The organism is Plantibacter sp. Leaf1, assembly GCF_001421315.1.
Classification (GTDB): Bacteria; Actinomycetota; Actinomycetes; order Actinomycetales; family Microbacteriaceae; genus Plantibacter.
Genome location: NZ_LMJX01000002.1, coordinates 2145119 through 2170283, shown reverse-complemented (window position 1 = coordinate 2170283; position 25165 = coordinate 2145119). Strand labels below are relative to the sequence as shown.

The 25165-nt window shown below is 70.4% G+C and carries 24 protein-coding genes; 8 read left to right on the top strand and 16 right to left on the bottom strand.

What is annotated here, in order from left to right:
• Positions 1-56: 56 nt before the first annotated feature.
• From ASE44_RS12475 to ASE44_RS12460, 4 genes are all read right to left on the bottom strand, one after another.
• Entirely contained in the window at positions 57-314 is a 258-nt protein-coding gene (locus ASE44_RS12475; RefSeq protein ID WP_056009974.1) for a DUF6510 family protein, read from the bottom strand.
• Complete coding sequence (locus tag ASE44_RS12470) at positions 314-1042, bottom strand: ferredoxin reductase (protein ID WP_200921065.1); 729 nt, start codon at positions 1040-1042, stop codon at positions 314-316. Before ASE44_RS12470 ends, ASE44_RS12475 begins: the two co-directional genes overlap by 1 nt.
• Positions 1039-1632 carry a sulfite oxidase-like oxidoreductase gene (locus ASE44_RS12465; RefSeq protein WP_056009970.1) on the bottom strand — a complete coding sequence of 198 codons (594 nt, stop codon included), beginning with the start codon at positions 1630-1632 and terminating at the stop codon, positions 1039-1041. Before ASE44_RS12465 ends, ASE44_RS12470 begins: the two co-directional genes overlap by 4 nt.
• Before the next feature lie 89 nt (positions 1633-1721).
• A complete protein-coding gene (locus tag ASE44_RS12460; RefSeq protein WP_235522603.1) occupies positions 1722-2417 on the bottom strand; it encodes an HAD hydrolase-like protein in 696 nt (231 codons plus the stop codon).
• 107 nt (positions 2418-2524) lie between these two features.
• Between ASE44_RS12460 and ASE44_RS12455 the strand changes: the two genes are divergently transcribed.
• On the top strand, positions 2525-3406 hold the full coding sequence (locus ASE44_RS12455; RefSeq protein ID WP_056780259.1) for a sugar phosphate isomerase/epimerase: 882 nt from the start codon (positions 2525-2527) through the stop codon (positions 3404-3406).
• Complete coding sequence (locus ASE44_RS12450) at positions 3403-4461, top strand: Gfo/Idh/MocA family protein (RefSeq protein WP_056780258.1); 1059 nt, start codon at positions 3403-3405, stop codon at positions 4459-4461. The genes ASE44_RS12455 and ASE44_RS12450 overlap by 4 nt, the downstream gene beginning before the upstream one ends.
• 30 nt (positions 4462-4491) lie before the next feature.
• Here ASE44_RS12450 and ASE44_RS12445 read toward each other — a convergent pair whose 3' ends face one another.
• Positions 4492-5706: an ROK family protein gene (locus tag ASE44_RS12445; protein ID WP_235522601.1), complete on the bottom strand. Its 1215-nt coding sequence runs from the start codon at positions 5704-5706 to the stop codon at positions 4492-4494.
• Between the two features lie 146 nt (positions 5707-5852).
• Here ASE44_RS12445 and ASE44_RS12440 point away from each other — a divergent pair, with 146 nt between their 5' ends.
• From ASE44_RS12440 to ASE44_RS12430, 3 genes are all read left to right on the top strand, one after another.
• Positions 5853-7352, top strand: a complete 1500-nt coding sequence (locus ASE44_RS12440; RefSeq protein ID WP_056780255.1) for a glycoside hydrolase family 36 protein — start codon at positions 5853-5855, stop codon at positions 7350-7352.
• 95 nt (positions 7353-7447) lie between these two features.
• Positions 7448-8410, top strand: coding sequence for a helix-turn-helix transcriptional regulator (locus ASE44_RS12435; protein WP_056780252.1), 963 nt, complete (start codon positions 7448-7450; stop codon positions 8408-8410).
• Between the two features lie 27 nt (positions 8411-8437).
• Positions 8438-8815, top strand: a complete 378-nt coding sequence (locus ASE44_RS12430) for a Rid family detoxifying hydrolase (RefSeq protein ID WP_056009959.1) — start codon at positions 8438-8440, stop codon at positions 8813-8815.
• Positions 8816-8834: 19 nt separating this feature from the next.
• Here ASE44_RS12430 and ASE44_RS12425 read toward each other — a convergent pair whose 3' ends face one another.
• From ASE44_RS12425 to ASE44_RS12390, 8 genes are all read right to left on the bottom strand, one after another.
• Positions 8835-9362, bottom strand: coding sequence for a GrpB family protein (locus tag ASE44_RS12425; protein ID WP_056780249.1), 528 nt, complete (start codon positions 9360-9362; stop codon positions 8835-8837).
• A complete protein-coding gene (locus ASE44_RS12420) occupies positions 9359-10456 on the bottom strand; it encodes a LacI family DNA-binding transcriptional regulator (protein ID WP_056780248.1) in 1098 nt (365 codons plus the stop codon). Before ASE44_RS12420 ends, ASE44_RS12425 begins: the two co-directional genes overlap by 4 nt.
• A gap of 86 nt (positions 10457-10542) precedes the next feature.
• Complete coding sequence (locus ASE44_RS12415; protein ID WP_056780245.1) at positions 10543-11424, bottom strand: sugar phosphate isomerase/epimerase; 882 nt, start codon at positions 11422-11424, stop codon at positions 10543-10545.
• Entirely contained in the window at positions 11421-12518 is a 1098-nt protein-coding gene (locus tag ASE44_RS12410) for a Gfo/Idh/MocA family protein (protein WP_056780241.1), read from the bottom strand. Before ASE44_RS12410 ends, ASE44_RS12415 begins: the two co-directional genes overlap by 4 nt.
• Before the next feature lie 51 nt (positions 12519-12569).
• Positions 12570-13388 carry a sugar phosphate isomerase/epimerase gene (locus tag ASE44_RS12405; RefSeq protein WP_056780237.1) on the bottom strand — a complete coding sequence of 273 codons (819 nt, stop codon included), beginning with the start codon at positions 13386-13388 and terminating at the stop codon, positions 12570-12572.
• 38 nt (positions 13389-13426) lie between these two features.
• Positions 13427-14371 (bottom strand): carbohydrate ABC transporter permease, encoded by a 945-nt coding sequence (locus ASE44_RS12400; protein WP_082455992.1) that lies wholly within the window; start codon positions 14369-14371, stop codon positions 13427-13429.
• Complete coding sequence (locus ASE44_RS12395) at positions 14368-15339, bottom strand: carbohydrate ABC transporter permease (protein ID WP_056009949.1); 972 nt, start codon at positions 15337-15339, stop codon at positions 14368-14370. The genes ASE44_RS12400 and ASE44_RS12395 overlap by 4 nt, the downstream gene beginning before the upstream one ends.
• Entirely contained in the window at positions 15339-16601 is a 1263-nt protein-coding gene (locus ASE44_RS12390) for an ABC transporter substrate-binding protein (RefSeq protein WP_056780236.1), read from the bottom strand. The genes ASE44_RS12395 and ASE44_RS12390 overlap by 1 nt, the downstream gene beginning before the upstream one ends.
• Before the next feature lie 190 nt (positions 16602-16791).
• Here ASE44_RS12390 and uxaC point away from each other — a divergent pair, with 190 nt between their 5' ends.
• The 3 genes from uxaC (at position 16792) to manD (ending at position 20971) form a co-directional block, all read left to right on the top strand.
• Positions 16792-18204: a glucuronate isomerase gene (uxaC, locus tag ASE44_RS12385; RefSeq protein WP_056780233.1), complete on the top strand. Its 1413-nt coding sequence runs from the start codon at positions 16792-16794 to the stop codon at positions 18202-18204.
• On the top strand, positions 18201-19670 hold the full coding sequence (locus ASE44_RS12380) for a mannitol dehydrogenase family protein (protein ID WP_235522600.1): 1470 nt from the start codon (positions 18201-18203) through the stop codon (positions 19668-19670). The genes uxaC and ASE44_RS12380 overlap by 4 nt, the downstream gene beginning before the upstream one ends.
• A gap of 62 nt (positions 19671-19732) precedes the next feature.
• A complete protein-coding gene (manD, locus tag ASE44_RS12375) occupies positions 19733-20971 on the top strand; it encodes a D-mannonate dehydratase ManD (RefSeq protein WP_056780231.1) in 1239 nt (412 codons plus the stop codon).
• Positions 20972-20999: 28 nt separating this feature from the next.
• Here manD and speB read toward each other — a convergent pair whose 3' ends face one another.
• From speB to ASE44_RS12360, 3 genes are all read right to left on the bottom strand, one after another.
• Complete coding sequence (speB, locus tag ASE44_RS12370; protein WP_056780229.1) at positions 21000-21938, bottom strand: agmatinase; 939 nt, start codon at positions 21936-21938, stop codon at positions 21000-21002.
• On the bottom strand, positions 21935-23293 hold the full coding sequence (locus ASE44_RS12365; protein ID WP_056780227.1) for an MFS transporter: 1359 nt from the start codon (positions 23291-23293) through the stop codon (positions 21935-21937). Before ASE44_RS12365 ends, speB begins: the two co-directional genes overlap by 4 nt.
• A 99-nt stretch (positions 23294-23392) precedes the next feature.
• Positions 23393-25066 (bottom strand): amidohydrolase, encoded by a 1674-nt coding sequence (locus ASE44_RS12360; protein ID WP_056780225.1) that lies wholly within the window; start codon positions 25064-25066, stop codon positions 23393-23395.
• Positions 25067-25165 lie beyond the last annotated feature (99 nt).

Below are 25165 nucleotides of genomic sequence, written 5' to 3'. Positions count from 1 at the left end.
GGGCGACCGGATGTTCGTTCGCCCGAAGATGGGCGAACGAACCGGGGAGCGACGGGTCAGCCGAGCTCGGTCCACCACCGCACGCCGTCGAGCGTGACCAGTGTGGTCTCGCCGTGATGGAGGACGACGAGGAGGACGTCGTCGCAGTGACGGCAGCGCAGCACCCAGGCGTCAGGCGTGCCGAACACGAACTCGGCGGCGAGCGGGGCGACGTCCTCGCAGCCGAGGCACTGCGACATGGTGTCGGTCGGGTCGGTGCCGGTCAGCTCGGACAGGGTGCCGGCGAGGACGTTGCCGTCGAGGTGGGTGGTCATCAGGCCCCTCCGAACCGCTCGGTCTTGATGCGGGCGGGATCGTGGCCGATCGTGACCAGGGTGTCGGCGACGGCCTCGACGAAGCCGGTCGGGCCGCAGACGAACACCGACGGCGCCGCGCCGCCGGCCGCCTCGAGGGCCTGCAGGTCCGCCGCCGCCAACCGCCCAGCGGGACGCGGCCAGCCGTCCGGCGCTCGCCGCGTGTAGATCCAGGTGACCTCGACCCCGGTCGCCGCAGACAGTTCCTCGGCGAAGAAGGCGTCCTCGGGGGAGCGCACCGAGTACACGAGGCGGAACGGGGCCGTGCTCCCGGACGCCTCGTGGGCGCGCACCATCGCCATGAGTGGCACGATGCCCGATCCGCCGCCGACGAGGAGGACGGGCTCGGTCTCCTCCGGTCGCCAGACGAACCACCCGCCGAGCGGTCCGCGGACCTCGACCTGGTCGCCGACCTCGATCGCGTCGACGAGGAACGGCGACACCTCGCCGTCGGGCACGCGGTCGACGGCGATCTCGAGGCGGTCGCCGTCGTCCGCCGAGGCGATGGAGTACGACCGCACGGCCTGATACCCGTCGGGCGCGGTGAGTCGGACGTCGGCGTGCTGCCCGGCGAGGTTGCCGCCCCAGCCAGGCACGTCGAGCACGAGGCTCCGCCCCGAGGGTGTCAGCTGCGTCGCCGAGACCACGGTGGCCGTCTTCCAGACGTCGACATGACCCGTGCGCCTCACGAGTAGCGCTGCTCGAGCCAGGGATCACCGTAGGCGTGATACCCGTTCTGCTCCCAGAAGCCCGGTTCGTCGTCCTGCTGCATGACGAGGCCGCGGACCCACTTCGCGCTCTTCCAGAAGTAGAGGTGCGGGATGAGCAGGCGGGCCGGTCCGCCGTGCTCGGCTTCGAGTGGCTCACCGTTGAAGCCGGTGGCGATCCAGGCTTTGCCGTCGAGGAGGTCCTCGAGCGGGATGTTGGTCGTGTATCCGCCGTAGGAGTGCGCCATGACGAAGTCGTAGCTGCTCTCGACGTCGGCGAAGAGGGTGTCGAGCGAGACTCCCTGCCAACTGGTGCCGAGCTTCGTCCAGCGGGTCACGCAGTGGATGTCGCGCGTGATGTCGTCCTGCTGCAGGGCTTGGAGGGCGTCCCAGTCCCAGCGGTGGGTCTCGCCCGCCTCGGTGCGGATCTGGAACTCCCACTCATCCGTGTCGATCCGCGGCGTGGGGCCTGCGGAGAGGACCGGGAAGTCCTCGGTGAGGAACTGACCGGGTGGGAGTCGGTCGTCCTGCTCCCGTGCCCGTCCTCCGAAACCGCGCGTGAACACCGCCATGTCGACCTCCTCAGGATGGTCATCACCCTAGTGAGCAGGTGTCGATGAAGCCAGGCCCTCCTGGGGCCACCAAGCGGTTCCGGCCTCGGTCAGCCGATGATGAGGCCCGACAGCGCGTCGATCGAGTGCACGACGGCGAGGGCGTCCGCCGCCTCAGCCGGTGAGCCGTAGCCCCACTCCACGAGGATGGTCGGGATGCCGTGCGCCGTCGCGCCCTCGATGTCGTGGAGGCGGTCGCCGACGAGCACGGTCCGTGAGGTGTCGACCCCGGCGGCCGTGAGGCGTCGCAGCGCCTCGCCGATGACGTCGGCCTTGCTGCTGCGGACCTCGTCCTCCGAGGCGCCCGTGACGACGGTGAAGTACTGGCTGAGGCCGAAGTGGTCGAGGATCGTGTTCGCCTGCGACTCCGGCTTCGACGTGGCGAGGCCGAGCGGGACACCGGCCTCGGAGATGCGCGCGAGGAGCCCGGCGATCCCGGGGAACACGGCGGTCCCGACCTCGGCGCCCTCGATGGTGACCTGGCGGCGGTACTCCGTGAGGGCGAGCTGCGACTGCAGCGGGTCCATCCCGGCGAAGTCGCGGAAGGAGTCGAGGAGTGGTGGACCGACCCAGCGCAGCAGCGATTCGTCGGAGGGCACGACGGCGCCGACGTTCGCCAGGGTCGTCTTCATGCGCGAGATGATGCCGGGGGCGGAGTCCACGATCGTGCCGTCGAGGTCGAACAGCACACAGGACCAGCTGCGATGGAAGGACACGGTCGTGCTCGCGAGATAGAGGTCGGTCACGCGGTCCATCCTAAGGTCCGCCCGTGAACGGTCTCGCTGGCGGGGTTGTCAACCGGTTGCCAACGTTCTAGGCTGGCACGACCGGCAGCGCGACTGCCCGGTTCCCGATGACGAGAACGAACGCGAAGGCGGAAGCGCACGTGAATGCACAGCACCCGGTGACCTGGACCCTGTCGGGATTCGGCGACGAGATCGACGCGGACCCGACGACACAGATCGCGGTGCTCGAAGCGCTCGGCGCCTCCCACATCGAGGTGCGGAGCGCCTGGGGCACGAACGTCATCGACCTCGACACCGAGCAGTCGGCCCGCCTCGCCGCCCAGCTGGAGCAGGCGGGGATGGGGGTCTCCGCGATCGGCTCGCCCATCGGCAAGGTCGACGTGGCCCTCGACGCCGAGCTCGAGGTCGCCCGCCTCGCCCGCGCGATCGCCGTCGCCCACGCACTCGGAACCACCAACATCCGCATCTTCTCCTTCTTCCGCGGTGCGGACGTCCGCGTCGAGGACACCCGCGACGACGTCCTCGTCCGCATGCGACTGCTCGCCGACCTGGCGGAGCGCGAGGGGGTCGTGCTCCTCCACGAGAACGAGAAGGACATCTACGGCGACGTGCCCGAGCGGATCCTCGACCTCGTCGAGTCGGTCGGATCGCCGGCGCTCCGCCTCGCCTGGGACAACGCGAACTTCGTCCAGTGCGGTGTCGCGCCGTTCGACGACGCCTACGCGATGCTTCGCCCGTACGTCGACTACCTGCAGGTGAAGGACGCGGTCGCCGAGTCGGGCCAGGTGGTCCCGGCGGGGGAGGGCGACGGTCAACTCCGCGAGACGCTCACCGCCCTGCGCGACGACGGCTACACCGGGTTCGCCTCGCTCGAGCCGCACCTCTCCGAGACGCATGCGCTCGGCGGGTTCTCCGGGCCGGCCTCGTTCGGCGTCGCGGCCCGCGCATTCCGCGGACTCACCGACGAGCTGGGGATCGGGCTGCGATGACCCGCGAGCCGCAGCCCGTCGTCCGCCGCGTCGCCGTGGTCGGGTGCGGCGACATCTCCGCCCTCCACCTCGCCGCGATCGCGACGGTGCCGGGCGCCCAGCTGGTCGCGGTGTGCGACGTCGACGCCGGCCGGCTCGAAGCGGTGAGTGCGGCGACCGGCGTCCCCGGGTACACGGACCTCGACCGCCTCCTCGACGAGGTGCGACCGGACGTCGTCCACCTCTGCACCCCACACCATCTGCACGCCGACCAGGCGATCCGTGCGCTCGAACGGGGGATCGACGTCGTCCTCGAGAAGCCGCTCGCCCACACGCGGGCGGAGGCCGACCGGCTCGTGGCGGCGGCCGAGCACAGCCGCGCCAAGATCGCCGTGTGCTTCCAGAACCGGTACAACCGACCGGCGGAACGCGCCAAGGAACTCCTCGATTCCGGTGAGCTCGGCGCGGTGCTCGGCGCCTCGGCGATCGTCCCGTGGCATCGCACGGCCGCCTACTACGAGGACCGCCCGTGGCGGGGTCGCTGGGCCACGGGCGGTGGCGGGCTGCTCATGAACCAGGCCATCCACACGATCGACCTCGTGCAGTGGCTGGTGGGCGACCCGGTCGCCGCGACGGGGTCGATCGCGACCCGTGCGCTCGCCGAGGTGATCGAGGTCGAGGACACGGCCGAGCTGCGCATCGTGCACGCGGGCGGCGCGACGAGCACCGTCTACGCGACGGTCGCCGGCGTCGCGAACCTGCCCGTCACGATCGACGTCGTCTGCGAGCGGGGGACGTTGCATCTCGGCGCCGAGCTCACGGCACGCTTCGACGACGGGCACGTCGAGACCACGGTCGAGCGGGCCACCGCGAGTGGCGAACGCGCGTACTGGGGGGTGTCCCACGAACGACTGATCCAGGACTTCTACGCCGGACTCGACGAGCCGGGCGCCTTCTGGCTCCACCCGGCCGAGGCCCGGAAGGCCTTCGACGTGATCCAGGACGTCTACGACGACGCGATCCCGGACCGTGTCACGCCGACCTCGGACCTGCCGGCATCGGCTGCCATCGCCTGACGACACGCCTCCGGGCGGCTGGGACGGGGCTCAGGACGCCGGTGCCTGCCGCGCGAGGCGGCGTGCCTCCTCCGGGCCGGGGAATCGCTCGCGCTCACGGACGGCGTTTTCGAGCACGCGGTCGAGCCGTTGTGACGCCAGGCTGACGCCGCCGAGCGCCACCGCCTCGGAACCCAGTGCCGAGACGACCACCTCCGGCGGAAGCGGGCAGATCGCACCGAGCGTCTCGATGAAGCGCGGGAGGAAGACGTCGGCGCCGGGGGCGCTGCCGCCACCGATCACGAGCAGCTCCGGATCGACCGCCAGGGTGAGGGCCGCCGCCCCCGTCGCCAGGTCGTCGGCGAACTCCGTGACCGCGATGCCCGCGACCCGATCGCCGGCGCGGGCCGCATCGAAGATCTCCTCGCGGGAGGGCCGGGGTGTGCCGAGGACCGAGCCGCCGTACTCCTCGTTCAGCCGGGACCACCGCAGTTCGGGCATCTCGCCGACGATGCCCGCGGCACCGTGCACGCCGCGGTGCACCCTGCCGTCGATGATCGACGAGCCGCTCGTCCGCACCCCGCAGAGCAGGTAGACGACGTCGCGTCGGCCCCGTGCCGCGCCGAGGGCGAGTTCCGCGTGCGCGCCGAGGGCGACGTCGCCCTCCACCAGGACGGCCCCCTCGAACTCCCGCTCGAACCAGTCACGGAGGTCGAGTCCCACCCAGCCGGGGAGGCCCGTTCCGCCGAAGTACAGCACCTCGCCGTTCCGCCCGATCGCGCCCGGCGAGCCGATGGTCGTGACCCAGACCGCACGGCGGTCGAGGTCGAGGTCGGCGAGGGCCGCGTCGCCGGTCGCCAGTGCCGTCGCCAGACGTTCCGCGGCTTCGGTGTCCTCGTCGAGGTGTGCGGTGCGCTGCGCGAGCACGGCGCCCGAGAGCTCGGCGACGACGACGTGGATGTGGTTCGCACCGATGTCGATCGACAGGAGTTGCCCGAGTCCGGCGCGGATCCGGTAGGCCGCGGCCGGCCTGCCGATCCGCGAGGTGGCGGTCGCCTCCGCGGGTTCCAACCATCCGAGCCCGACGAGGTCGGTGACGATCGCGTCGACGGCCGTCCGGGAGAGGCCGGAGTCGTTCGCCAGGGTCCGCAGGGTCGAGGGGGCCTGCAGGACCGCTCGCAGGATCCCCAGGGAGTTCATGCGGCGGAGCAGCGACCGGCTGCCCATCGACCCGCCGGTCGAATCGATCATCGCCTCGGGAGCCATGGCCGTCCTCTCTCTCGATGTCCAGGGAGCTCTTGCGACTTATCACGCCACGTTGCAGTATTAACTGCTCGTCGGTCCGACTCTACCCACGTCGACCGACCGGAAGCCGCCGTCGGGCGGTCGACCACCCACGAGAGGGCAACCACATGCTGCACACCTTCACCTTCGGCGACCTCCGCGTCCCCGCGAACCTCCCCGGCGCACCCGTCGCCACGCGCACCGGCCACATCATCCCGGCTGGCCCCGTCGCGCTGCTCCACCCGTTCGGCGACACCGGGTTCTACCGGCACGGCTGGAACTCGTGGAGCCCGAGTGGCTGGACCACCACCGACGGCGAGACCATCGGCATCAAGGACAGCCCGGACCGACTCCTCACGGCCGACGACGCGCTCAACGAGACCCCGCACCACCATTCCGGCAGCGGTGTCGGTGCCATCGCGGGACCCGACGGCACGGTGCTGCTGATCGGCACGCTCGGCCTCGGCAACCCGCGCGTCGGTGCCGACCGCAACACCATCTGGGCGCGGAGCGAGACCGACGAAGCCGAGTGGTTCGTGACCTTCGGCCCGGAGCAGCAGGCCTTCGCCGACTACGCCGCGGTGCTGTCGGAACGGCTCGGTCGGCGCTCGCAGCGGGCCGGTCACGTCTGGAGCAGCTGGTACTCCTACTACGAGGGCATCGACGAGGAGCTGGTCGCCCGCACCGTGGACGACCTCACCGGGTACCCCTTCGACGTGTTCCAGCTCGACGACGGCTGGGAGCCGATCGTCGGCGACTGGACCGCCGGACCGGACTTCCCCTCCGGTATGCAGGCGACCGCCGAGCGGATCGCTTCGGCCGGGTTCCGGCCAGGCCTGTGGCTCGCTCCGATGATCGCGCTGCCGGACTCCACGATCGCCCGCGAACGCCCCGACCTCCTCGTGCAGGACGACGCCGGACGCCCACTGGCGACCGGCTACAACTGGAACTCGCACTACTACTCGCTCGACACCACGCAGCGCGAGGTGCAGGACCACCTCCGCGAGGTCTTCGAACGCGTCACCGGATGGGGCTTCAGCTACCTCAAGCTCGACTTCATGTACGCGGGCGCGGTCGCCGGTCGGCGGCACCAGGACGTCCACCGCGAAACCGCCTACCGGGACGCGATCTCGTTCATCAGGGAGACCGTCGGCGACGACGTGTACCTGCTCGGCTGCGGCGTGCCGATGATCCCGTCCATCGGCGTGTTCGACGGCGCCCGCGTGGGCCCGGACGTCGGCCCGTTCTGGGACAACGCCGAACGGATCGGCGACCCTTCCGGTGTCGGCGCCTGGAACTCGATCGTCGATTCCATCAACCGGGTCTGGTTGAAGGACGTCTACGAGGTCGACCCCGACGCGGTCTACTTCCGCAGCGCCCGGAACCTCCTCGACCCGGTCGAACGTCGCCTGCTCCAGGACGTCGCCGCCATCCTCGAGTTCAAATCGACCTCCGACCCGGTGGTCTGGCTCCACGAGAGCGAACGCGCCGAACTCCGCCAGTACCTCAGCGAGACGCCCACGGTCGAGCAGACGGGGCGGTTCACGTTCCGGCTCGACGGCCGCGAGGTCGATCTGACGGCCGTGGTGGCGGGCGAGGCCCGCTCCGACACCTCGTACATCGGGTGAAGCACACCGTCCGCCGCCGGACCCGCACTATCCAGTAAACGAAGCACGATCGCCCGAAGGAGGAGCTGCGCCGGAGTCGTGAGATTCTGGGCAGGATGAGCGTGAAACCAGGGTCCGCGCAGCGGTTCGAGGCCGCCGGGACCGATGTGGATCAGGCTCGGGAGCTGTACGGTGCCGCCTACAACATCGGCCGGATGACGGTCGAGCCGACCGCCGCCGAGTTCCGGTACCGCTTCACCTCAGTCGGTGACGACGATCTCGCGCTGCGCGCGTCGCAGGTCGAGGGACGGATCACGGGGGCGTCGTTCACGCAGGGCGAGTACGTCGTCGCCTGGATGACGCGCGGCGAAGGCGTCTCAGACCTGCTGGGTTCGCCGATGACGTTCCTGCAGGGGCAGCCGGCGATGTTCGCGAACGACCGCCCCGCGCAGTTCGACCTCATCGACTATCGGCTCAACATGATGCACTTCGGTGGAACGTACCTCGAGGGAGTCGCCGCGGAGCTCGAGGGCTCGGTCGGTCCGATCACCTTCGACACGACCTTCCGACCGTCGGGCGAGGCGCTGCGGCGATGGGCGGAGGCGGTGGCGAGCGTCGGCCGGGTGATCTACGACGACGGCAGTTCGGCCGTGCTCCGCGCCGAGGCGAACCGCTCGGCCGCGGTCGCGCTCCTCGAGACCTTCCCGCATCTGGCCGTGCAGCCACGGCGGGATCGCGTCGTGGCGTCCGGTCGGAAGACGGCGGCTGCGGTGGAGTTCATGATCGCCAACGCCCACCGCCCCATCCGGACCGAGGAGATCGCCGCCGCCGCCGGGCTCAGCCCGCGCAGCCTGCAGACGGCCTTCCGTCGGGAGTACGACCTCACCGCCACCGACTACCTCCGCTCGATCCGCCTCGACCGGGTCCGACAGGAACTGCAGGACGCCGAACCGGGCCTGGCGACCGTCGCCGAGCTCGCACGACGGTGGGGGTTCTCCCATCTCGGACGGTTCGCGGCGTCCTACGCGAGCCGCTTCGGTGAGTACCCGAGCGTCACCCTCGCGTCGAGCGCCCGCTGAATCGCCGGTCTTCCCTAGGCTGAGGCCATGACACGATCCACGGTGAACGACCCGCTCGCCCCGAAGCCCGTCGGGCCGTATTCGCACGCCGCGGTCGCCCCGAGTGGAGCGCTGTACCTCTCCGGGCAGACACCGATCGATCCGGCGACCGGAGCCCTCGTCGAGGGTGATGTCTCCGAGCAGACCCGCCAGGTGTTCACCAACCTCGAGTCGGTGCTGACGGCCGCCGGGCGCGGGTTCGGCGACGTGGTCAAGGTGAACGTCTACCTCGTCGACATGGCCGATTTCGCGGCGATGAACCGGGTCTACGAGACGGTCTTCTCGGCGCCCTACCCTGCGCGCACCACGGTCGCGGTCGTCGGGCTGCCGCTCGGCGCACGCGTGGAGATCGAACTGGTCGCCTGAGGCCGCGCGAGGGACGACGCTACTTGTCCCAGGCGGTCGTCGGCGGGAGGCCTCTCGCCGCGCGCTCCTCGTTCAGCAGCTCCTCGATGAGCGGGAGCTTCGCCGCGGTGTAGGCGCGGCCGTCGTCGTGCGCTGCGGCCAGGCCGAGTTTGAGGTCCTGATAGCGGCGCACGGCGGAGTCGTCGTGCAGCAGCTTGTCGCGGAACAGCCGCTGGTTGCAGTGCTCCCAGTCGTCGGCGGTGAAGACGTGGAGGAGATGCGTCCGCCTGCTCCCGTCAGAGCGGGCGTAGACGGCGTGCGTCGTGGGGCCGGCGGGCTTCGGGTCGTAGCCGAGTTGCACCAGCCGCGGACCGAGGGAGCGGGGATCGGTGCCGTCCGACGCCCGCGCGGCGAGGTCGATGATCGGCTTGGCGACGAGTCCCGGAACGGCGGTGCTGCCGATGTGCTCGATCGCGTCGACGTGGCCTGCCAAGGCTGCTGACAGCCGCGCCGCCTCGAGCCGGAACGCCTCGGCCCACGCCGTCCGGTGCCCGCTCAGCTCGATCATCGCGGCGGGGCGGTCGATTCGCGCATGATGAGCGTGGTCGCGAGGTCGGTGATGACCGGGACGTCGGTGCCCCCGAGGTGCGCGAAGAGGGTCTGCACCGCGTAGGAGCCGGAGGCGATGTGCGGGCTGCGGATCGAGGTGAGCGCCGGTGTCGTGAAGTCCGAACCGAAGATGTCGTCGAAGCCGATGAGGCTCAGCTGAGCGGGCATCTCGACGCCGCGCGAGCGCAGCTCCAGCATGATGCCGATGGCCAGGAGGTCGTTGTACGCCAGGACCGCGGTGGCACCCGTCTCGAGCACGGCCGTGGCCGCCGCCCTGCCCGCCGCCATGTCGGGCTGCGTCGACGGCACCCGCACCGTCTCGATCCCGCGCTCGGCGCACAGCTCCCGCGTCCGGTTCCACCGGTGCCGCGACATCCAGGACCGGCCGGGACCGGAGACGAACGCGAGGCGGCGGTGCCCGAGCCCGACGAGATGGTCGATCGCCTCCGTGAGGCCGGGGTCGACGTCGGCGACGATGCTGTCGACGTCGTCGACCTGACGGTTGATCACCACGACGGGCTTCTCCTGGCCCAGCGCACGGACGTCGTCGGGCAGCAGCCGCGACGTCGCGAGGATGAGACCGTCGACCGACGGCATGAGCCGTCTGGCGGTCAGCAGCTCCATCTCCGCCGACTCCTTGAACTCCGCGAGCACGAGCGTGTAGTTGCGCTCAGCCGCCTCGCGCTCAGCACCGCGGACCACGTCGAAGAACATCGGGTTGGTGATGTCGGCGACGATGAGGCCGAGGGTGCCGGTGCGTCCGGTGGGCAGCGCGCGGGCAGCCGGGTTGGCGACGTAATTGAGCTGCCTCGCGGCGTCGTGGATCTTCTGCGCCGTCTTCTCGTTGATCCGCCCGGGGCGGCTCAGGGCCCGGGACACCGTCGACGGGTTGACGCCGGCGAGCTGGGCGATGTCGTAGATGGTGGCGGCGCGCTTCGTCTTCGCGGGTACGGTGGCGGCTTCGGGCGCTCCGGCTTCGGGCGCTCCGGCTTCGGGCGCTTCCGCGTCGGGTGCCGGCAGGACGACTTCGGGCGACGCGTCAGAGGTGCTCATGGTGCTCGCTCCTCTCGATCGCCGCCGTCGGCGACCTGAGCCATCGTACTGCCGCGGTCACCGCTCGCGGGCTCACCCCGGGGCCCTCAGCGGCTCCCGACGTCGAGCGCGTGGCTCGCCCATTCGTAGGACAGCCGGTGCGACTCGAAGACGCTGTCGACGCTCGGGAAGTCGACCTCGATCATGTAGTCGCCGTCGTAGTCCGCAGGCATCGCCGCGACGATGACGTCGAAATCGAGCACACCGAGTCCGGGCTCCGCCCACAGGCGTTTCGTCTGCGAGGTCTCCTGGTACGACAGGGTGCCGTCGCCGGCACCGTCGAGGTGGTCGGCGTAGACGTCCTTGATGTGGATGCCGCCGACCCGGTCGCGGTAGTCGGTGATCATGGCGACGGGGTCTGCGCCGGCCCAGCGCAGGTGGCCGGTGTCGGGACCGAAGCCGATGAGGTCCGGTCCGAGGGTGTCGAGCAGGCTCCGGATCTCGTGCTCCGTCTCGAAGACCCCGCCGACGTGTGAGTGGTGCAACGGGCGGACCCCCTCCGCGAGCAGGACCTCGCAGGTGCGACCGGCGTGCTCGATGGCGCGGTCGAGGCGTTCCTGCGAGAAGTCCGCGCCCACGGCCGGGGTGACCATGCGGGCCGGGACCGACATGGAGGAGATCATCGTCCGGTCGAGTCCGAGCGAGGCCTGCGCGGCTCCGAACGCCTTCGCGGCCTCCAGGACGTCGGCCAGCTCGACCGTCTCGTCGAACGGGCTGCTGAACAGGCTGAGCGACGGCGCCAGCCCGTAGCCGTCGATCCAGGACCGGTACTCGTCGGCGGTCATGCCCTCGGGGATGTCGGCCTTCACCGCGGTGAACCCGATGCGCTGGAAGTCGGCGAAGGCCTCCTCGAACACCTCCCGGGTCTTGCCGCGTGCACTCCAGTAGGGGATGGGGTTCGCCGCCACCCGGGGCGTCCTGGCGTTCATCGGGTCACCGCCGGGACGGTGTCGAGGCGGACGGGCCCGCCCGTGCGTGCCGATTCGTAGAGGCCGGTGATGATCGAGATCGCCTGTCGGTTCTCCGCGAGGGTCACGCGCAGCGGCTCCTCCCCGCGGATCGCGGCGAGGACGTTCCGGTACTGCCGCAGATGCGCGTCCGACATCTGGCCGGCGACGCTGGAGCCGGCCTGGGTCTCGTCGGCGAACTGCTCGGCCTGGTTCGTGCCGGCGCCCTGCGAACCGAAGAACGCCTCAGCGCGCTCCGTGCCGGCGGGGGTGGCGTGGAAGTAGGTGAGCTGGTCGTTCTCGATGACCGCCGAGCCGCGGTCGCCGTGCACCTGCAGCCTGGCCATGAGTCCCGGGTAGACCGCGGTGGAGCCGTGGAGGACGCCGAGCGCGCCGGAGGCGAACCGCACGACACCGACCGCGACGTCCTCGGTCTCGATCCGTTCGTGGGCGAGGAGCGCGGTGTATCCGAAGACCTCGACCGGACGCCCGAGCACCGCGACGAGCAGGTCGACGGTGTGCACGCCCTGGTTCATGAGCGCACCGCCGCCGTCGAGCGCCCAGGTGCCACGCCAGTCACCGGAGTCGTAGTAGCTCTGACCGCGCCACCAGTCGACGGACGCGATGCCCGAGGTGAGTCGACCGAAGTCGCCGCGCTCGACCGCGTCGAGGATGATCTCCGTCGAGGGGTCGAACCGGTGCTGCGAGATGACGGTGACGAGCGTCCCGGCGCGCTCCTGGGCGGCGATGATGTCGTCGGTCCGCGAGACGGTGACGTCGGCCGGCTTCTCGATGATGACGTGCTTCCCGGCCTCGAGCGCCTCGATGGCGAGGTCGGCGTGCAGCCCGGTGGGCGTGCAGACGACGACGATGTCCGGGTCGGTCTGCGCCAACGCCTCGGTGAGGCTCGCGAACGCCCGTCCGCCGCGCTCGGCGACGAGGGCCTCCGCCTTCGCGAGTTCGGGGTCTGCGACGGCGACGAGCTCCAACTCGTCGCGCAGCTGGTCGATGACGATGCCGTGCTGCTTCGAGATGATGCCGGCGCCGGCGATGGCGATGCGGTGCGGTCGGGTCATGCGGGGGTTCGCTCCAGTTCGGTGGGTGATGCGGGCTGCGGTCGTGCCGGCTCAGGCGAGCCGGCGGAGGTGTGCGAGGGCGGCCTCGACTTCGGGCTGGAAGTCCTCGAAGAGGCACTCGACGGTCACGGGGCCGTCGTACCCGCCCGCCCGGAGGGCCTCGATGAAGGGGGCGAGCGGCCAGTCGCCCTGCCCCGGGGGTCGTCGCTCGGCGTCGGCGATGTGCGCGTGCCCGATGCGCGGCCCGAGCTCCCGGACGACCGACAACGGCTCGGCCTCGAGCATGATGTGGAAGAGGTCGGCGACGACGGGGACGCGCTCGATGTCGAACTCGTCGAGGAAGGCGACCGTCTCCTCGAGGGAGTTCAGGAGGTTCGTCTCGCGTCGGTTCAGCGGTTCCAGGACGATCTGCAGCTCGTTCCGCTCGGCGGCGTCGCGGGTCTCGACGACGACCTCCGCGAACCGTGCCCGGGCAGCCGCGAGGTCGACCCCGTCGGGGATGGTGCGCGCGGTCCCGCTCCCGAAGACGATCTTCGCGCCCGGTTCCGCGACCGAGCCGATGACGGGCATGGCGGCGTCGAGGTAGGCGGTGACGCGGTCCGCCGGGACGCCAGGGTCCGCCAGGGACAGCTCGGCGGGGAACAGGATCGCGAAGGAACCGCGGCGGACCGTGGCGTCGTACGCCGGGTTGCGCACCCAGCCGTCGCCCTCGGCCACGACGAGGTTGCCGACGATGGTCGATTCGGCGTAGTCGGCGCCGGCGGCGAACGCTGCGGCGATGCGCTCGCTCGGCACGATCACGCCGTAGCCGCTGAGCGGGTACCGCTGGGCCGTCGGGTTCGTGTCGGATCGCGTGTCCGTGTCGGACATGGGGGTCCTTCCGTTCGTGGGGTGGAGGGTCGTCATGGCTACTTCAGGCTTCCCGAGATGAGGTCCAGGCGCCAGAAGCGCTGCAACACCAGGACGAAGATCACGACGGGGATGACGGCGACGAGCGCGCCCGCGATGGCCACCGAGTAGAGCACCGGTTCGCTGCCGCCGCGGTTGAGCATGAGGAACATGGCGACGGTGATCGGGGAGAGTTCCGACTTCGACTGCATGATGTACGGCAGCAGGAAGTTGTTCCAGGCACCGATGAACTGCAGGAGGAACACGGTGACGAGGCCGGGGAACAGCAGCGGGAGGCCGATCGAGACGAAGGTGCGCCCCTCGTTCGACCCGTCCACCCGTGCGGCTTCGAGGAGCTCCTGAGGCACGGACCCTCTCGCGAAGACGTAGGAGAGGTAGATCCCGAACGGCGTGATCGAGATCGGGATGAGCACCGCCCAGTAGGTGTTGGTGAGGTTGAGCTGCGCGAACAGCATGTACTGGGGGATCGCGAGCGTGATCGTCGGCAGGAGGACACCGGCGAGCAGCCCCACCATCACGGCCTTCTTGCCGGGGAACCGGTAGAGCGCGAGCGCGTAGCCGGCGGCCGCCGAGACCACCGTCGACAGCAGCGCTCCACCGATCGAGTAGATGAAGCTGTTGCCCAACCAGCGGATGAAGGAGCCGTTCTCGTACTCGAAGAGGTCGACCAGGTTGTCGACGAGGCTCGACCCGACGGAGAAGGCGCCCGTCGAGAACAGCTCACCGGTGCTCTTCGTCGCGGCGAACACGACCCAGACCATCGGGAGGAGGAAGTAGACGACGGCGATGAGCAGGACGATCGTGGGGAGGAGGCCGCCGAGCTTCCGGACCAGGCTCGGACCGTTGTCCGGCTTGCGGTCGTGGTCGCGGTGGCTCCGGCGCGAGGCTTCCCTGGCACGTCGGTCCTCCTCGACCCGTTCCGGGGTGCGTGCGGTGGTGGTCATGCGTTCCTCCGAGCGGCGAGGCGTTGCCCACCGAGCACCAGGAGCGACAGCAGCACGGTGGCGAGGGCGAGGATGATGGAAGCCGCCGACGCCGAGTTGAGGTCGTCGTGGGCGAAGGCGTCCCGGTACACCCGCATGAGCGGGAAGTAGGTCGAGTTGATGGCCGGCGTGAGACTCGAGAGCATCTGCGGTTCGCTGTACACCTGCAGGGCGCCGATGATCGAGAACAGGCCCGTCAGGATCGTCGCGGGCACGATGTGCGGCAGCTTGATGTACCAGGCGATCCGAGGCTCGTCGCAGCCGTCGATGCGGGCGGCGTCGATCTGCTCCTTCGGCAGCGACTGCAGCGAGGTGTACAGGATGATCGTGTTGAACCCGATCCCGCCCCACAGCACGACGTTGATGATCGCCGTCATGACGAGGTCGCCGCGCAGCAGCGTCGGGAACTGCAGGCCGAAGGTGTCGGCGAGCTGGTAGATCGGGCTGATCTCCGGCACGTACAGGAAGCCCCACATGAGCGCCGCGATGACGCTCGGGACGCCGTACGGCAGGAAGATCGCCATGCGGCTGAACGCCCGGAGGTGGGCGCGCGGCAGGTCGAGGAGGAGCGCCAGCAGCATGGCCGTCAGCATCATGATCGGGACGAGGAACAGCGCGTACACGGCGAGGTTGCCGAGGCTGGTCCAGAACGTCGGGTCCTCGAGGACCTTCACGTAGTTGCCGAGCCCGACGAAGACCTCCTCACGCACGCCGTAGGCGCTCGCCCCGGCCGCCGTCCCCATGAGGCTGAGGCCGCCGGAGTAGACGATCGGGATGATGAAGACGAACACGAAGAGCACGACCGCGGGTGCGATGAGTCCCCAGGCGAACAGGTGGTGCGGGCGCGTCAGCGAGGCGCGCCGTCCGGTGGGAGCCGTGCCCGCGGCGGTGCCGCGGGCACGGGGCTGCTCGATGGTCGGCACGGTCATTACCCGGCCAGATCCTTCTGCACGATGTCCTGCACCTTCGGGAGGACGTCGGCCCACGGGCTCGTCCCCTCGATCGCGTTGCCGAGCTCGTCGGTGATCGCGGTGAAGGCGACCTGCGTGTTCGGTCCCCACTGCACGGAGACGAGCTTCGAGGCGGCCTCGGTGGCGCTCGGCCAGTACGTGGTGTCCTCCGGCATGAGGTCCGGCGGCGTGCGGTCGATCTCCTGGCCGTGGAGTGCCCCGGTGAACTTGTTGACCTCGACGAGCCCCTCGGCGCCCTCCTCGGAGGCGTTCAACCAGGTGATGAATTCGAGGGCCTGCTCGTAGTGCGGGCTCTCCTTGAGGATGACGTTGGCGGAGCCGCCGCGGGCGAAGACCCTCGGGTCGGCGGTGTCCCACTGCGGGATCTGCGCGGCCGACCACAGGCCCACCGTGTCGGGGTACTGGTTGAGCAGCGGGCCAGGCGCCCACGCTCCGGCGATCGTGCCGAGCACACGGCCGCTCGCGGTCGCCTCGATCTGCTCGGGGCTGCCGGTCTGGTACGTGCTCACGAGGTCGTCCTCGACCATGCCCTGCCAGAAGTCGAGGACCTCCTGCGTCTGGGCGCTGGCGATGTCGACGCTCCACTCCTCGTCGGAGTAGTCCCACCACTCGGCCCCGTTCTGCAGGGCGAGGCCCATGAACTGGTCGGCGTCGATGGAGCTGAAGTTGAAGAGGTACCGGTCGCCGTCGAGCGTGCGGACCTGCTCTGCGAGGGCGCGGAAGTCGTCCCAGCTGGCCGCCGGCGTGAGGCCGTACTGGGCGAAGAGGTCGTTGCGGTAGACGAACAGTGCCGGCCCGAGGTCCTGGGGGACGCCGTAGACCGTGTCGTCGAAGGAGACGGTGTCGAGCACCGTCGGGGAGTAGGCCTCCTCGAGCTCCGCCTTCGCACTGTCGAGTGGGGCGAGCACGCCGGCGGAGACGTAGGTCGGCATCTGCGTGTACTCGGCCTGCGCGATGTCGGGTCCGTCGCCGGCGCGGACGGCGCTCAGCACGCGGACGGGCATGTCGGCGCCGCTCGCCGGCGCTGAGATGTTGACCTGGATGTCGGGGTTGGCCTCGTTCCACACCTCGACGCGTTTGTCGATGTTGGAGCCCCAGGCCCAGAACTCGAGCGTCACCGGGCCGTCGGCCGAGTCGTCGCCGCCCGGGCCGGAGCAGGCGGTCAGTACGAGCGCGAGGATTCCCGCGGTCGCGATTCCGAAACGAATGCTGCTTGCCACTGCAATCTCCTTTGATAGCGGGGGTGCGCTCCTCGCGGCAGTGAAGCGTTTCAGCGGTGGTCGGCCGGGACGTCCTGGGCGGAAGCGGGATCAGTCTCGCAGAAGGTCCGCGGCGTGGCAAGCGATTGCCACGAAGTAGTGGCAATCGGTTGACACGGTGTCGGTCGCTGGCTTCAATGGAGGCGTGCCAATGACGCTGCAGAACGATCCAGACCGCCTGCTCCCCGCCGATCCGGGGACGCGCGACGTCGCCCGCGAGCTGTACCGCTCCGTCGCGGAGCTGCCGATCATCTCCCCCCACGGCCACGTCGACCCGGCCATCCTCGTCGACGACACCCCGTTCACGGACGCGACCCAGCTCTTCCTCCGTCACGACCACTACGTGACCCGCCTGCTGCACGCCTCCGGTCACGCGCTCGCCGAGGTCGGCGTGCCCGACATCGCGGACGGTGGTGCCGTCGCCGCCCCGCGTGACGCCTGGCGTCGGTTCTGCGAGGAGTGGCCCCGTTTCGCCGGCACCGCCTCCGGATACTGGCTGAGCACGATCCTCGGTGAGCAGTTCGGCATCACGGAGCAGCCCGACGCGGCGAACGCGGACCGACTCTTCACCACGATCGAGGATGCCCTCCAGCAGCCGGCGTTCCGTCCGCGCGCGCTGTTCGACCGCTTCCGCATCGAGGTGCTCGCGACCACCGACGACCCGATGGACGACCTCGCGGCGCACGCCGCGCTCGCGTCCGATCCCGGCTTCCGGGGGCGCGTGCTCCCGACGTTCCGTCCCGACGCCTACCTCGACCCGTCGAAGCCCGGCTGGTCGGAACGCGTCGCCGCGCTCGCCGCCTGGAACGGGACGCCGGAGGGCAGTCACCGCGGCTATCTCGAGGCCCTCGCCGGTCGTCGCCGTCACTTCATCGAGCACGGCGCGGTGTCCGCCGACCACGGGGTCCTGGAACCGCGCACCGTGGAGCTCGACGACTCCGAGGCGCAGGCCCTCTTCGACCGCGCGCTGTCGGGGACCGCGGACGCCGCCGAGCGTGGGCGCTTCGCCGCCCACATGCTGTTCGAGAGCGCTCGGATGAGCGTCGAGGACGGGCTCGTCATGACCGTCCATCCGGGCGTCTTCCGAGACCACCACTCGGCCACGCGCGAACGCTCCGGCCCCGACACCGGCCACGACCTGCCGGTGCGCACCGAGTACGTGAAGCCCCTCCGCCCGCTGCTCAAACGCTTCGGGACGGCTCCCGGATTCCACCTCGTCCTCTTCAGTGTCGACGAGACGAGCTACTCGCGGGAGATCGCCCCGCTCGCCGGCTTCTACCCGAGCGTCTTCATCGGCGCACCGTGGTGGTTCCTCGACGCACCCGACGCCGTGCTCCGCTTCCGAGCGGCCGTGACGGAGACCGCGGGCTTCTCGCGGGGGTCCGGGTTCATCGACGACACCCGGGCGTTCCTCTCCATCCCGGCACGTCACGACATGTCGCGCCGCCTCGACGCGGCGTTCCTCGCGCGGCTCGTCCGCGAAGGACGGGTCGACCAGGTGACGGCCGAGCGGACCATTGTCGACCTCGTGGTCGACCAGCCGCGACGGGTCTTCAAGCTGTGAGGGCACCAGCGGCGCAGCTGCCCACCGACGCCGAGCACGGAGCGGAGACGGTCCCGCGGCTGTCGCGTGCGCTGCTGCCCGGCTTCCCGACGGCGCCGGTCAGGATCGTCCACCTCGGACTCGGTGCCTTCCACCGCGCGCACCAGGCCTGGTACACGCAGCTCGCCGACCCCGACCACGAGTGGGGCATCGCCGCGTTCACCGGTCGGAGCCCACAGGCCGCGGCCGAGCTGAGCGCTCAGGACTGCCTGTACACCGTCGTCGAACGGTCGGCCGCGGGCGATACGGCGACCATCGTCGGCTCGATCGTCGAGGCCAGGGATGGAGCCGACCTCCCGCGCCTGGTCGACCTCCTCGCGCTGGAGTCGACCGCGATCGTCACGCTCACCGTCACCGAGTCCGGGTACCGCCTCGACGCGGACGGCCGACCGGACACGTCGGATCCGGCGGTCGAGCAGGACGTCGCCATCCTGTCCGCCGCCTGTCGTGCCGAAGCGGCGCTCGGGGACGCCCGGCCGACGACGGCCCTCGGTCGGCTGGTGCTCGGTCTCGAGGCGCGCCGTCGCTCCGGAGCCGGCCCGATCGCCATCGTCCCGTGTGACAACATCGCCGACGGCGGCGCGCTCGTCCAGGGTGCGGTGCTCGCGCTCGCCGAACGGGTCCGCCCGGAGACCGCGCAGTGGATCGCCGCACAGGTGTCGTTCGTCTCGGCCTCGGTCGACCGCATCACGCCGCGGCCGACCGCCGCGGACGAGGTGGCGGCCGCCGCGCTCACCGGCTACACCGACGGGGTGCCCGTCGTCACTGAGCTCTTCACCGACTGGGTGCTGAGCGGTGACTTCCCCGCCGGACGACCGGCCTGGGAGCGGGCCGGCGTCCGGTTCGTCGACGACCTCGAGCCGTTCGAGCAACGCAAGCTCCGCCTGCTCAACGGTGCCCACAGCCTGCTCGCCTACGCCGGACCACTCCGCGGGCACACCACGGTCGCCGAGGCCGTCGGCGACCGCGCCTGCCGAGCCTGGGTCGAGGAGTACTGGGACGAGACGGAGCGCCACCTCCCGGATGGCCTCGACCTGGCGGCCTATCGGCGCGCGCTGCTCGAGCGCTTCGACAACGCCCGCATCGAACACCGGCTGCAGCAGATCGCGCTCGAAGGAGTGACGAAGCTGCGGGTGCGGATCGTCTCGACCCTCCTCGGTGAGCTGGCGGCCGGTCGCCCCGGAACCGGGTCGCTCCGCGTGATCGCCGCCTGGGTGCTCGCCGTGCAGGCGGACGACCGGCCGGGTGACGCAGCCGCGGACGCCATCGCCGAGGCCCTGCGCGCGCAGGGCTCCGAGCGCACGACGGCGCTCGTCCGTCTGATCGACCCGCGCCTGCTCGACCCGTCGAGGGGCGGCGGACCGGAGCTGGTCGCCGAGGTCGAACGACTCGGCGATGACCTGGTCCGAACCCGCCCGCGGCCCTGACACCACATCCACTCGACCCCCGCGCGGCCACCTCGGTCGCACCGTACGAAGGAGTAGCACCGATGAACATCGACAAGGCCGAGGTCATCGTCACGAGTCCCGACCGGAACTTCGTGACCCTGAAGCTCACGACGGACGACGGGCTCACCGGGCTCGGTGACGCCACCCTGAACGGTCGCGAGCAGGCGGTCGTCGCGTACCTCGCGGAGCACGTCGTGCCGTTGCTGCTCGGGCGCGATGCGGCTCGGATCGAGGACACCTGGCAGTTCCTGTACCGCTCGGCGTATTGGCGGCGTGGTCCGGTGACGATGGCGGCGATCGCCGCGGTGGACATGGCGCTGTGGGACATCAAGGGCAAGGCGGCGGGCATGCCCGTGTACCAGTTGCTCGGTGGAGCGTCGCGGACGGGTCTGCTCGCGTATGGGCACGCGTCGGGCAAGAGCAACGAGGAGTTGTTCGACAGCGTGCGCGAGCACCAGGCGCAGGGCTATAAGGCGATCCGCATCCAGACGGCGGTGCCGGGGTTGAAGTCGATCTACGGGATCGCCTCCAACGCCACCTTCGAGGGCAACACGGGCGTCCGCTACGACCACGAACCGGCGCAGCGTGGTGGTCTGCCGAACGAGGAGGATTGGGACACCCGTTCCTACCTCCGGCACCTGCCGACGGTGTTCGAGGCGGTGCGGAACGAGTTCGGGCCGGAGTTGCCGTTGCTGCACGACGGGCACCACCGGATGACGCCGATCCAGGCGGCGAAACTCTGCAAGAGCCTCGAACCGTACGACCTGTTCTGGTTGGAGGACTGCACGCCGGCGGAGAACCCGGAGGCCCTCCGGCTCGTCCGGCAGCACACGACGACCCCGCTCGCGATCGGCGAGATCTTCAACACGGTGTGGGACTACCAGCAGATCATCCGCGAGCAGCTCATCGACTACGTCCGCAGCGCCGTCACCCACACGGGCGGGATCACGCACCTGAAGAAGGTGCTCGACTACGCCTCGCAGTACCAGATCAAGTCGGGCATGCACGGGCCGACCGACATCTCCCCGGTGGGCATGGCGGCCGCGATGCATCTCGGGCTCGCGATCCACAACTTCGGAATCCAGGAGTACATGAAGCACGGCGAGAAGACCGACGCGGTGTTCCAGCAGTCCTACACGTGGACCGACGGCATGCTGCACCCGGGCGAGGCGCCCGGTCTCGGTGTCGAGCTCGACGTCGACGAGGCCGGGAAGTACCCGTACCAGCGCGCCTACCTGCCCTACAACCGCCTCGCCGACGGCACCGTCCACGACTGGTGATCGTGGGCCGCGCCGCCGCCCTGGTCGATCAGCGCGGCGCCATGGCCGACAGGATCTCGTAGACGACGTGCGAGGCCGCGACGGCCGTGAGCTGCGCGTGGTCGTAGGCCGGTGCGACCTCCACGACGTCCGCGCCTACGAGCCTCACGCCGGCCAATGCCCGGATCATCGCGAGCAGCTCGCGGCTCGTGAGGCCGCCCGCCTCGGGGGTGCCGGTGCCGGGCGCGTGGGCCGGGTCGAGCACGTCGATGTCGACGGAGAGGTACACGGGACGATCGCCGATGCGCGCGAGCATCCGGTCGATCGCGCGGCCGAGCCCCTCCGTCTCCAGCTCGACGCTCGAGATGACGGCGAAACCGAGGCGCTGATCGTCGCGGAGGTCTTCGCGCGAGTACAGCGGCCCGCGGATGCCGACGTGGAGGCTCGCCTCGAGGTCGACGAGCCCCTCCTCGGAGGCGCGTCGGAAGGGGGTGCCGTGGGTGATCGGAGCGCCGAAGTAGGTGTCCCAGGTGTCGAGATGCGCGTCGAAATGGACGACGGCGACCGGGCCGTGCTCCCTCGCGACGTTCCGGAGGAGCGGGAGGGCGATCGTGTGGTCACCGCCGATCGTCACGAGTCGCGTGCCGTCGGTGGACAGCACGGCGGCGGCCTCCTCGACCTGCCGGACGGCCTCCTCGAGGTCGAAGGGGTTGATCGCGATGTCGCCGGCGTCGGCGACCTGCTGGGCACCGAACGGCTCGACGTCCTGCGCGGGGTTGTACGGCCGGAGCAGTCGTGACGCCTCCCGCACGTGTGCCGGGCCGAACCGAGCGCCGGGGCGGTAGCTGACACCACCGTCGAAGGGTGCACCGACCACGGCGACGTCTGCCCGGCCGACGTCCTCGATGCGGGGGAGCCTGGCGAAGGTCGCGATGCCCGCGAACCGTGGGACGGCGCTCGCGTCGACGGGGCCGACAGGGCCGCTCACGACCGGTCCCGCCCGTCACGCGACATCGACTCCGGAGCGACCGCGCCCTCGGCGTCGTCGACGTACTGCGGGGCGGCGATCAGGCACACGAGGCTCAACGCGCACATCCCGACGAGGAGCAGGACGACGGGGACGATACTGCCGGTCGCCTGGAACATCAGGGTCGAGACCAGGGGCGACAGTCCACCGAAGATCGCGCCGGACAGCTGGTACGCGAGCGAGATCGACGTGTACCGCGCCTGCGGACGGAACATCTGCGACAGCACCGTGGCGATCGGACCGTAGGTCGCCGTCATCGCCAGCCGCATGAGGATGAAGATGAGGAAGATCAGCGGGATGCTGCCGCTGCTCAACAGCAGGAACTGGGGTGCTGCGAGGATCGCGACCCCGATCAGCCCGATCCCGACCACACGTTTCCGGCCGAAGCGGTCACCGAGCCACGCCGCACCGAGGGTGACGACGAGTTCGACGAAGGCGGCGACGCTGAGGGCGTTGAGGACGACACTCTCCGACAGGCCGACGCTCGGGTCGGTCGCGTAGGCCGTCGCGAACGTGGTGACGAGGTAGTACCCGCCGATGGCGACCGGGAGGACGCAGATGCCGAGCAGGATGCTCGCCCAGTTCGTCCGGATCGCGTACAGGATCGGGACGGGCTGATCGGCCGCGGAGACCGTCTTGACACTCTCGGTGAACACCGGGGACTCCTCGACCTTCATCCGCACGATGAGACCGACGATGATCAGCAACGCCGAGGCGAAGAACGGGATCCGCCACCCCCAGGCGAGCATGAACTCGGTGCCCTGGAGGGAGATGAGGCTGAACAGGCCGGTCGCGAGGAGTGCTCCGGCCGGGTTGCCGGCCTGCGCGAAGCCGCCGTAGAAGGTCTTCTTGTCGGCCGGAGCGTGTTCGACGGCCATGAGGACGGCTCCGCCCCACTCGCCACCGACGGCGAGCCCCTGCACGAACCGCAGGACGACGAGGAGCACGGGCGCCCACGCGCCGATCGATGCGTACCCGGGGAGGCACCCGACGAGGAAGGTCGCAGCACCCATCATCGTGAGGGTGACGACGAGCGCGGTCTTCCGACCGATCCGGTCGCCGATGTGCCCGAAGATGATGCCGCCGATCGGGCGGGCGAAGAAGCCGACCGCGTAGGTCGCGAAGGCCGCCGCGATGCCGGTCAACCGGTCGGTCGACTCCGGGAAGAAGACGGTGCCGAAGACGAGGCTGGCCGCCGTCGCGTAGACGTAGAAGTCGTACCACTCGATGGTGGTGCCGACGAATGCGGCGAAGCCGGCCTTCCTGGCGCGCGTGGTCTGTGCCTGCGCGGTCTCGGTGCGGGGATCGTGCGTCATTGCTGGTCCTCCTGGAATGCTGCCGGGGGTGCTGGGGGAGTCGGGGTGGGGTGACCGGTGGATGCCGGATGCGGGCGGGGGCTCCGCGCTGGTCGGCGCTCAGCCCGCATGGGCGTACTCGCGCACGCCGTCGACCCAGGTCTCGTGGACGCGGATCGCGGCGATGGTGGACGGCTCGACGGTGAGTGGGTCGCTCGCGAGGAGGGCGAAGTCGGCGCGCTTGCCCGGGGTGATCGAACCGAGTTCGTCCTCGCGGCCGAGCGCGACCGCGCCCTGCAGGGTGTGACCCAGGAGTGCGTCGCGGGCACTGATCCGCAACGCGTCCGAGCCCAGCTGATGACCGCGCCGGGTGACCCGGGTGACGGCGGCTTGGATCGCCTCCAGCGGCTTGGGCTCGGCCACCGGTGCGTCCGAGCTGAGCGTGACCGGGACCCCGGCCTCGATGAACTCGCCGAGCGGGTTGAAGCGTTCACCGGGGGTGCCCACCGCGTCGGTGACCCCTTCGCCCCAGTTGTAGTAGTGCTGCGGTTGGTTCACGGGATGGATCCCCAACTCGCGCATCCGGACGATCTGCTCCTCGGACGGGAGGCCGCAGTGCTCGATGCGGTGGCGGGCGTCGGACGACGGGGTCGCCTCCTGCGCCGCCTGGATCGCGTCGATGACCATCGCGATCGCGGTGGGGGACTGCGCGTGGGTCGCCGTCTGGAGCCCGGCCGCATGAGCCCGCGCGATGAGCTCGGCGTAGTCGGCGGGGTCGTGGTAGAGCTGGCCGGTGCGGCACGGGTCGCCGACGTAGCCGTCCGGGAAGTAGGCGGTCCACCCGCCGAGGGTGCCGTCGGCGTAGAACTTGATGCCGCCGAAGGCGAGGTGCGCGTTCCCGAACGCGCCGTGGAGCCCCATCTCGAGCGCCTGGTCGAGCAGGTGCGAGAGGAGGTACATGCTGACTCGCGTCCTCAGGCCGCCCTGTTCGGCGAGACGCAGGTACATGTCGAACTCGCGCTTCGTCACCTGGGCGTCGCCGATGGTCGTCACGCCACCCTGCAGGAAGCGGTCCTGCGCGACGCGGAGCTGGCGGAGGTGCTCGTCCGGCTCGTCCTGCAGGTGGAAGTTCGGGCCGTGGTGGCCGATCTTCACGCCGCTCACGCCGGTGAGGATATTGCAGGCCGCGTCGGACAGTTCGCCGGTGAGTTCGCCGTCCTCGTCGCGGAAGAAGACGCCGCCGTCCGGGTCGGGGGTGTCGCGGGTGACGCCGGCTGCAGCCAGGGTGTGACTGTTCACGACGCCGCCGTGGCCGCTCGCGTTCATGAGGTAGACCTCGCGGTCGGCGCTCACCCCGTCGAGTTCGAAGCGGGTGGGGTGGCGCTGTTCGGCGAGATTGCGGTGTTCGTAGCCGTACCCCCGGATCGGCTGGCCGGCGGGCGTCGTCGCCGCGGCGGCGCGAAGCAGCGCGACGATCTCGGGGATGGTCGAAGCATGCTCGGGGCCGCAGTCCACCCAGCTGAGCATCTGTCCGAACATGAGCGGGTGGGCGTGCGGGTCGATGAAGCCGGGCACGAGGACGCCGTCGAGCCGTCGCACCTCGGGCTCCTGCCCGCTGAGGCGGGTCGCGGCGGTCGTGCACTCGGTGACCGTTCCGACGGCGGCGATGCGCGAGCCGAAGACGAGGACCGCCTCGCCGTCGACCTCGGGGTCGAGCGTGTGCATCGACGTCGGGACGAGGACGAGCGGGCGGCTCTCGAGCACGGAGCGTTCGTTGTCGTGGAGTTTGCGCATGGGAGGGCTCCTGAGGGCTGCGGGTCGCGTCGCTGCGGCGGTGGCTGATGGGGAAGCTACGCCCTTCGCGCCAGGTGCGCAAACAGATCCACGGCCAGG

What these genes read in the sequence shown, in the direction of transcription:
- ASE44_RS12445 (WP_235522601.1), bottom strand. Translation starts at nt 5,706, where the DNA reads ATGGCTCCCGAGGCGATGATCGATTCGACCGGCGGGTCGATGGGCAGC.
- ASE44_RS12440 (WP_056780255.1), top strand. Translation starts at nt 5,853, where the DNA reads ATGCTGCACACCTTCACCTTCGGCGACCTCCGCGTCCCCGCGAACCTC.
- ASE44_RS12430 (WP_056009959.1), top strand. Translation starts at nt 8,438, where the DNA reads ATGACACGATCCACGGTGAACGACCCGCTCGCCCCGAAGCCCGTCGGG.
- ASE44_RS12420 (WP_056780248.1), bottom strand. Translation starts at nt 10,456, where the DNA reads ATGAGCACCTCTGACGCGTCGCCCGAAGTCGTCCTGCCGGCACCCGAC.
- ASE44_RS12425 (WP_056780249.1), bottom strand. Translation starts at nt 9,362, where the DNA reads ATGATCGAGCTGAGCGGGCACCGGACGGCGTGGGCCGAGGCGTTCCGG.
- ASE44_RS12435 (WP_056780252.1), top strand. Translation starts at nt 7,448, where the DNA reads ATGAGCGTGAAACCAGGGTCCGCGCAGCGGTTCGAGGCCGCCGGGACC.
- ASE44_RS12410 (WP_056780241.1), bottom strand. Translation starts at nt 12,518, where the DNA reads ATGACCCGACCGCACCGCATCGCCATCGCCGGCGCCGGCATCATCTCG.
- ASE44_RS12405 (WP_056780237.1), bottom strand. Translation starts at nt 13,388, where the DNA reads ATGTCCGACACGGACACGCGATCCGACACGAACCCGACGGCCCAGCGG.
- ASE44_RS12400 (WP_082455992.1), bottom strand. Translation starts at nt 14,371, where the DNA reads ATGACCACCACCGCACGCACCCCGGAACGGGTCGAGGAGGACCGACGT.
- manD (WP_056780231.1), top strand. Translation starts at nt 19,733, where the DNA reads ATGAACATCGACAAGGCCGAGGTCATCGTCACGAGTCCCGACCGGAAC.
- ASE44_RS12465 (WP_056009970.1), bottom strand. Translation starts at nt 1,632, where the DNA reads ATGGCGGTGTTCACGCGCGGTTTCGGAGGACGGGCACGGGAGCAGGAC.
- uxaC (WP_056780233.1), top strand. Translation starts at nt 16,792, where the DNA reads ATGACGCTGCAGAACGATCCAGACCGCCTGCTCCCCGCCGATCCGGGG.
- ASE44_RS12455 (WP_056780259.1), top strand. Translation starts at nt 2,525, where the DNA reads ATGACGAGAACGAACGCGAAGGCGGAAGCGCACGTGAATGCACAGCAC.
- ASE44_RS12365 (WP_056780227.1), bottom strand. Translation starts at nt 23,293, where the DNA reads ATGACGCACGATCCCCGCACCGAGACCGCGCAGGCACAGACCACGCGC.
- ASE44_RS12395 (WP_056009949.1), bottom strand. Translation starts at nt 15,339, where the DNA reads ATGACCGTGCCGACCATCGAGCAGCCCCGTGCCCGCGGCACCGCCGCG.
- ASE44_RS12360 (WP_056780225.1), bottom strand. Translation starts at nt 25,066, where the DNA reads ATGCGCAAACTCCACGACAACGAACGCTCCGTGCTCGAGAGCCGCCCG.
- ASE44_RS12450 (WP_056780258.1), top strand. Translation starts at nt 3,403, where the DNA reads ATGACCCGCGAGCCGCAGCCCGTCGTCCGCCGCGTCGCCGTGGTCGGG.
- ASE44_RS12475 (WP_056009974.1), bottom strand. Translation starts at nt 314, where the DNA reads ATGACCACCCACCTCGACGGCAACGTCCTCGCCGGCACCCTGTCCGAG.
- ASE44_RS12415 (WP_056780245.1), bottom strand. Translation starts at nt 11,424, where the DNA reads ATGAACGCCAGGACGCCCCGGGTGGCGGCGAACCCCATCCCCTACTGG.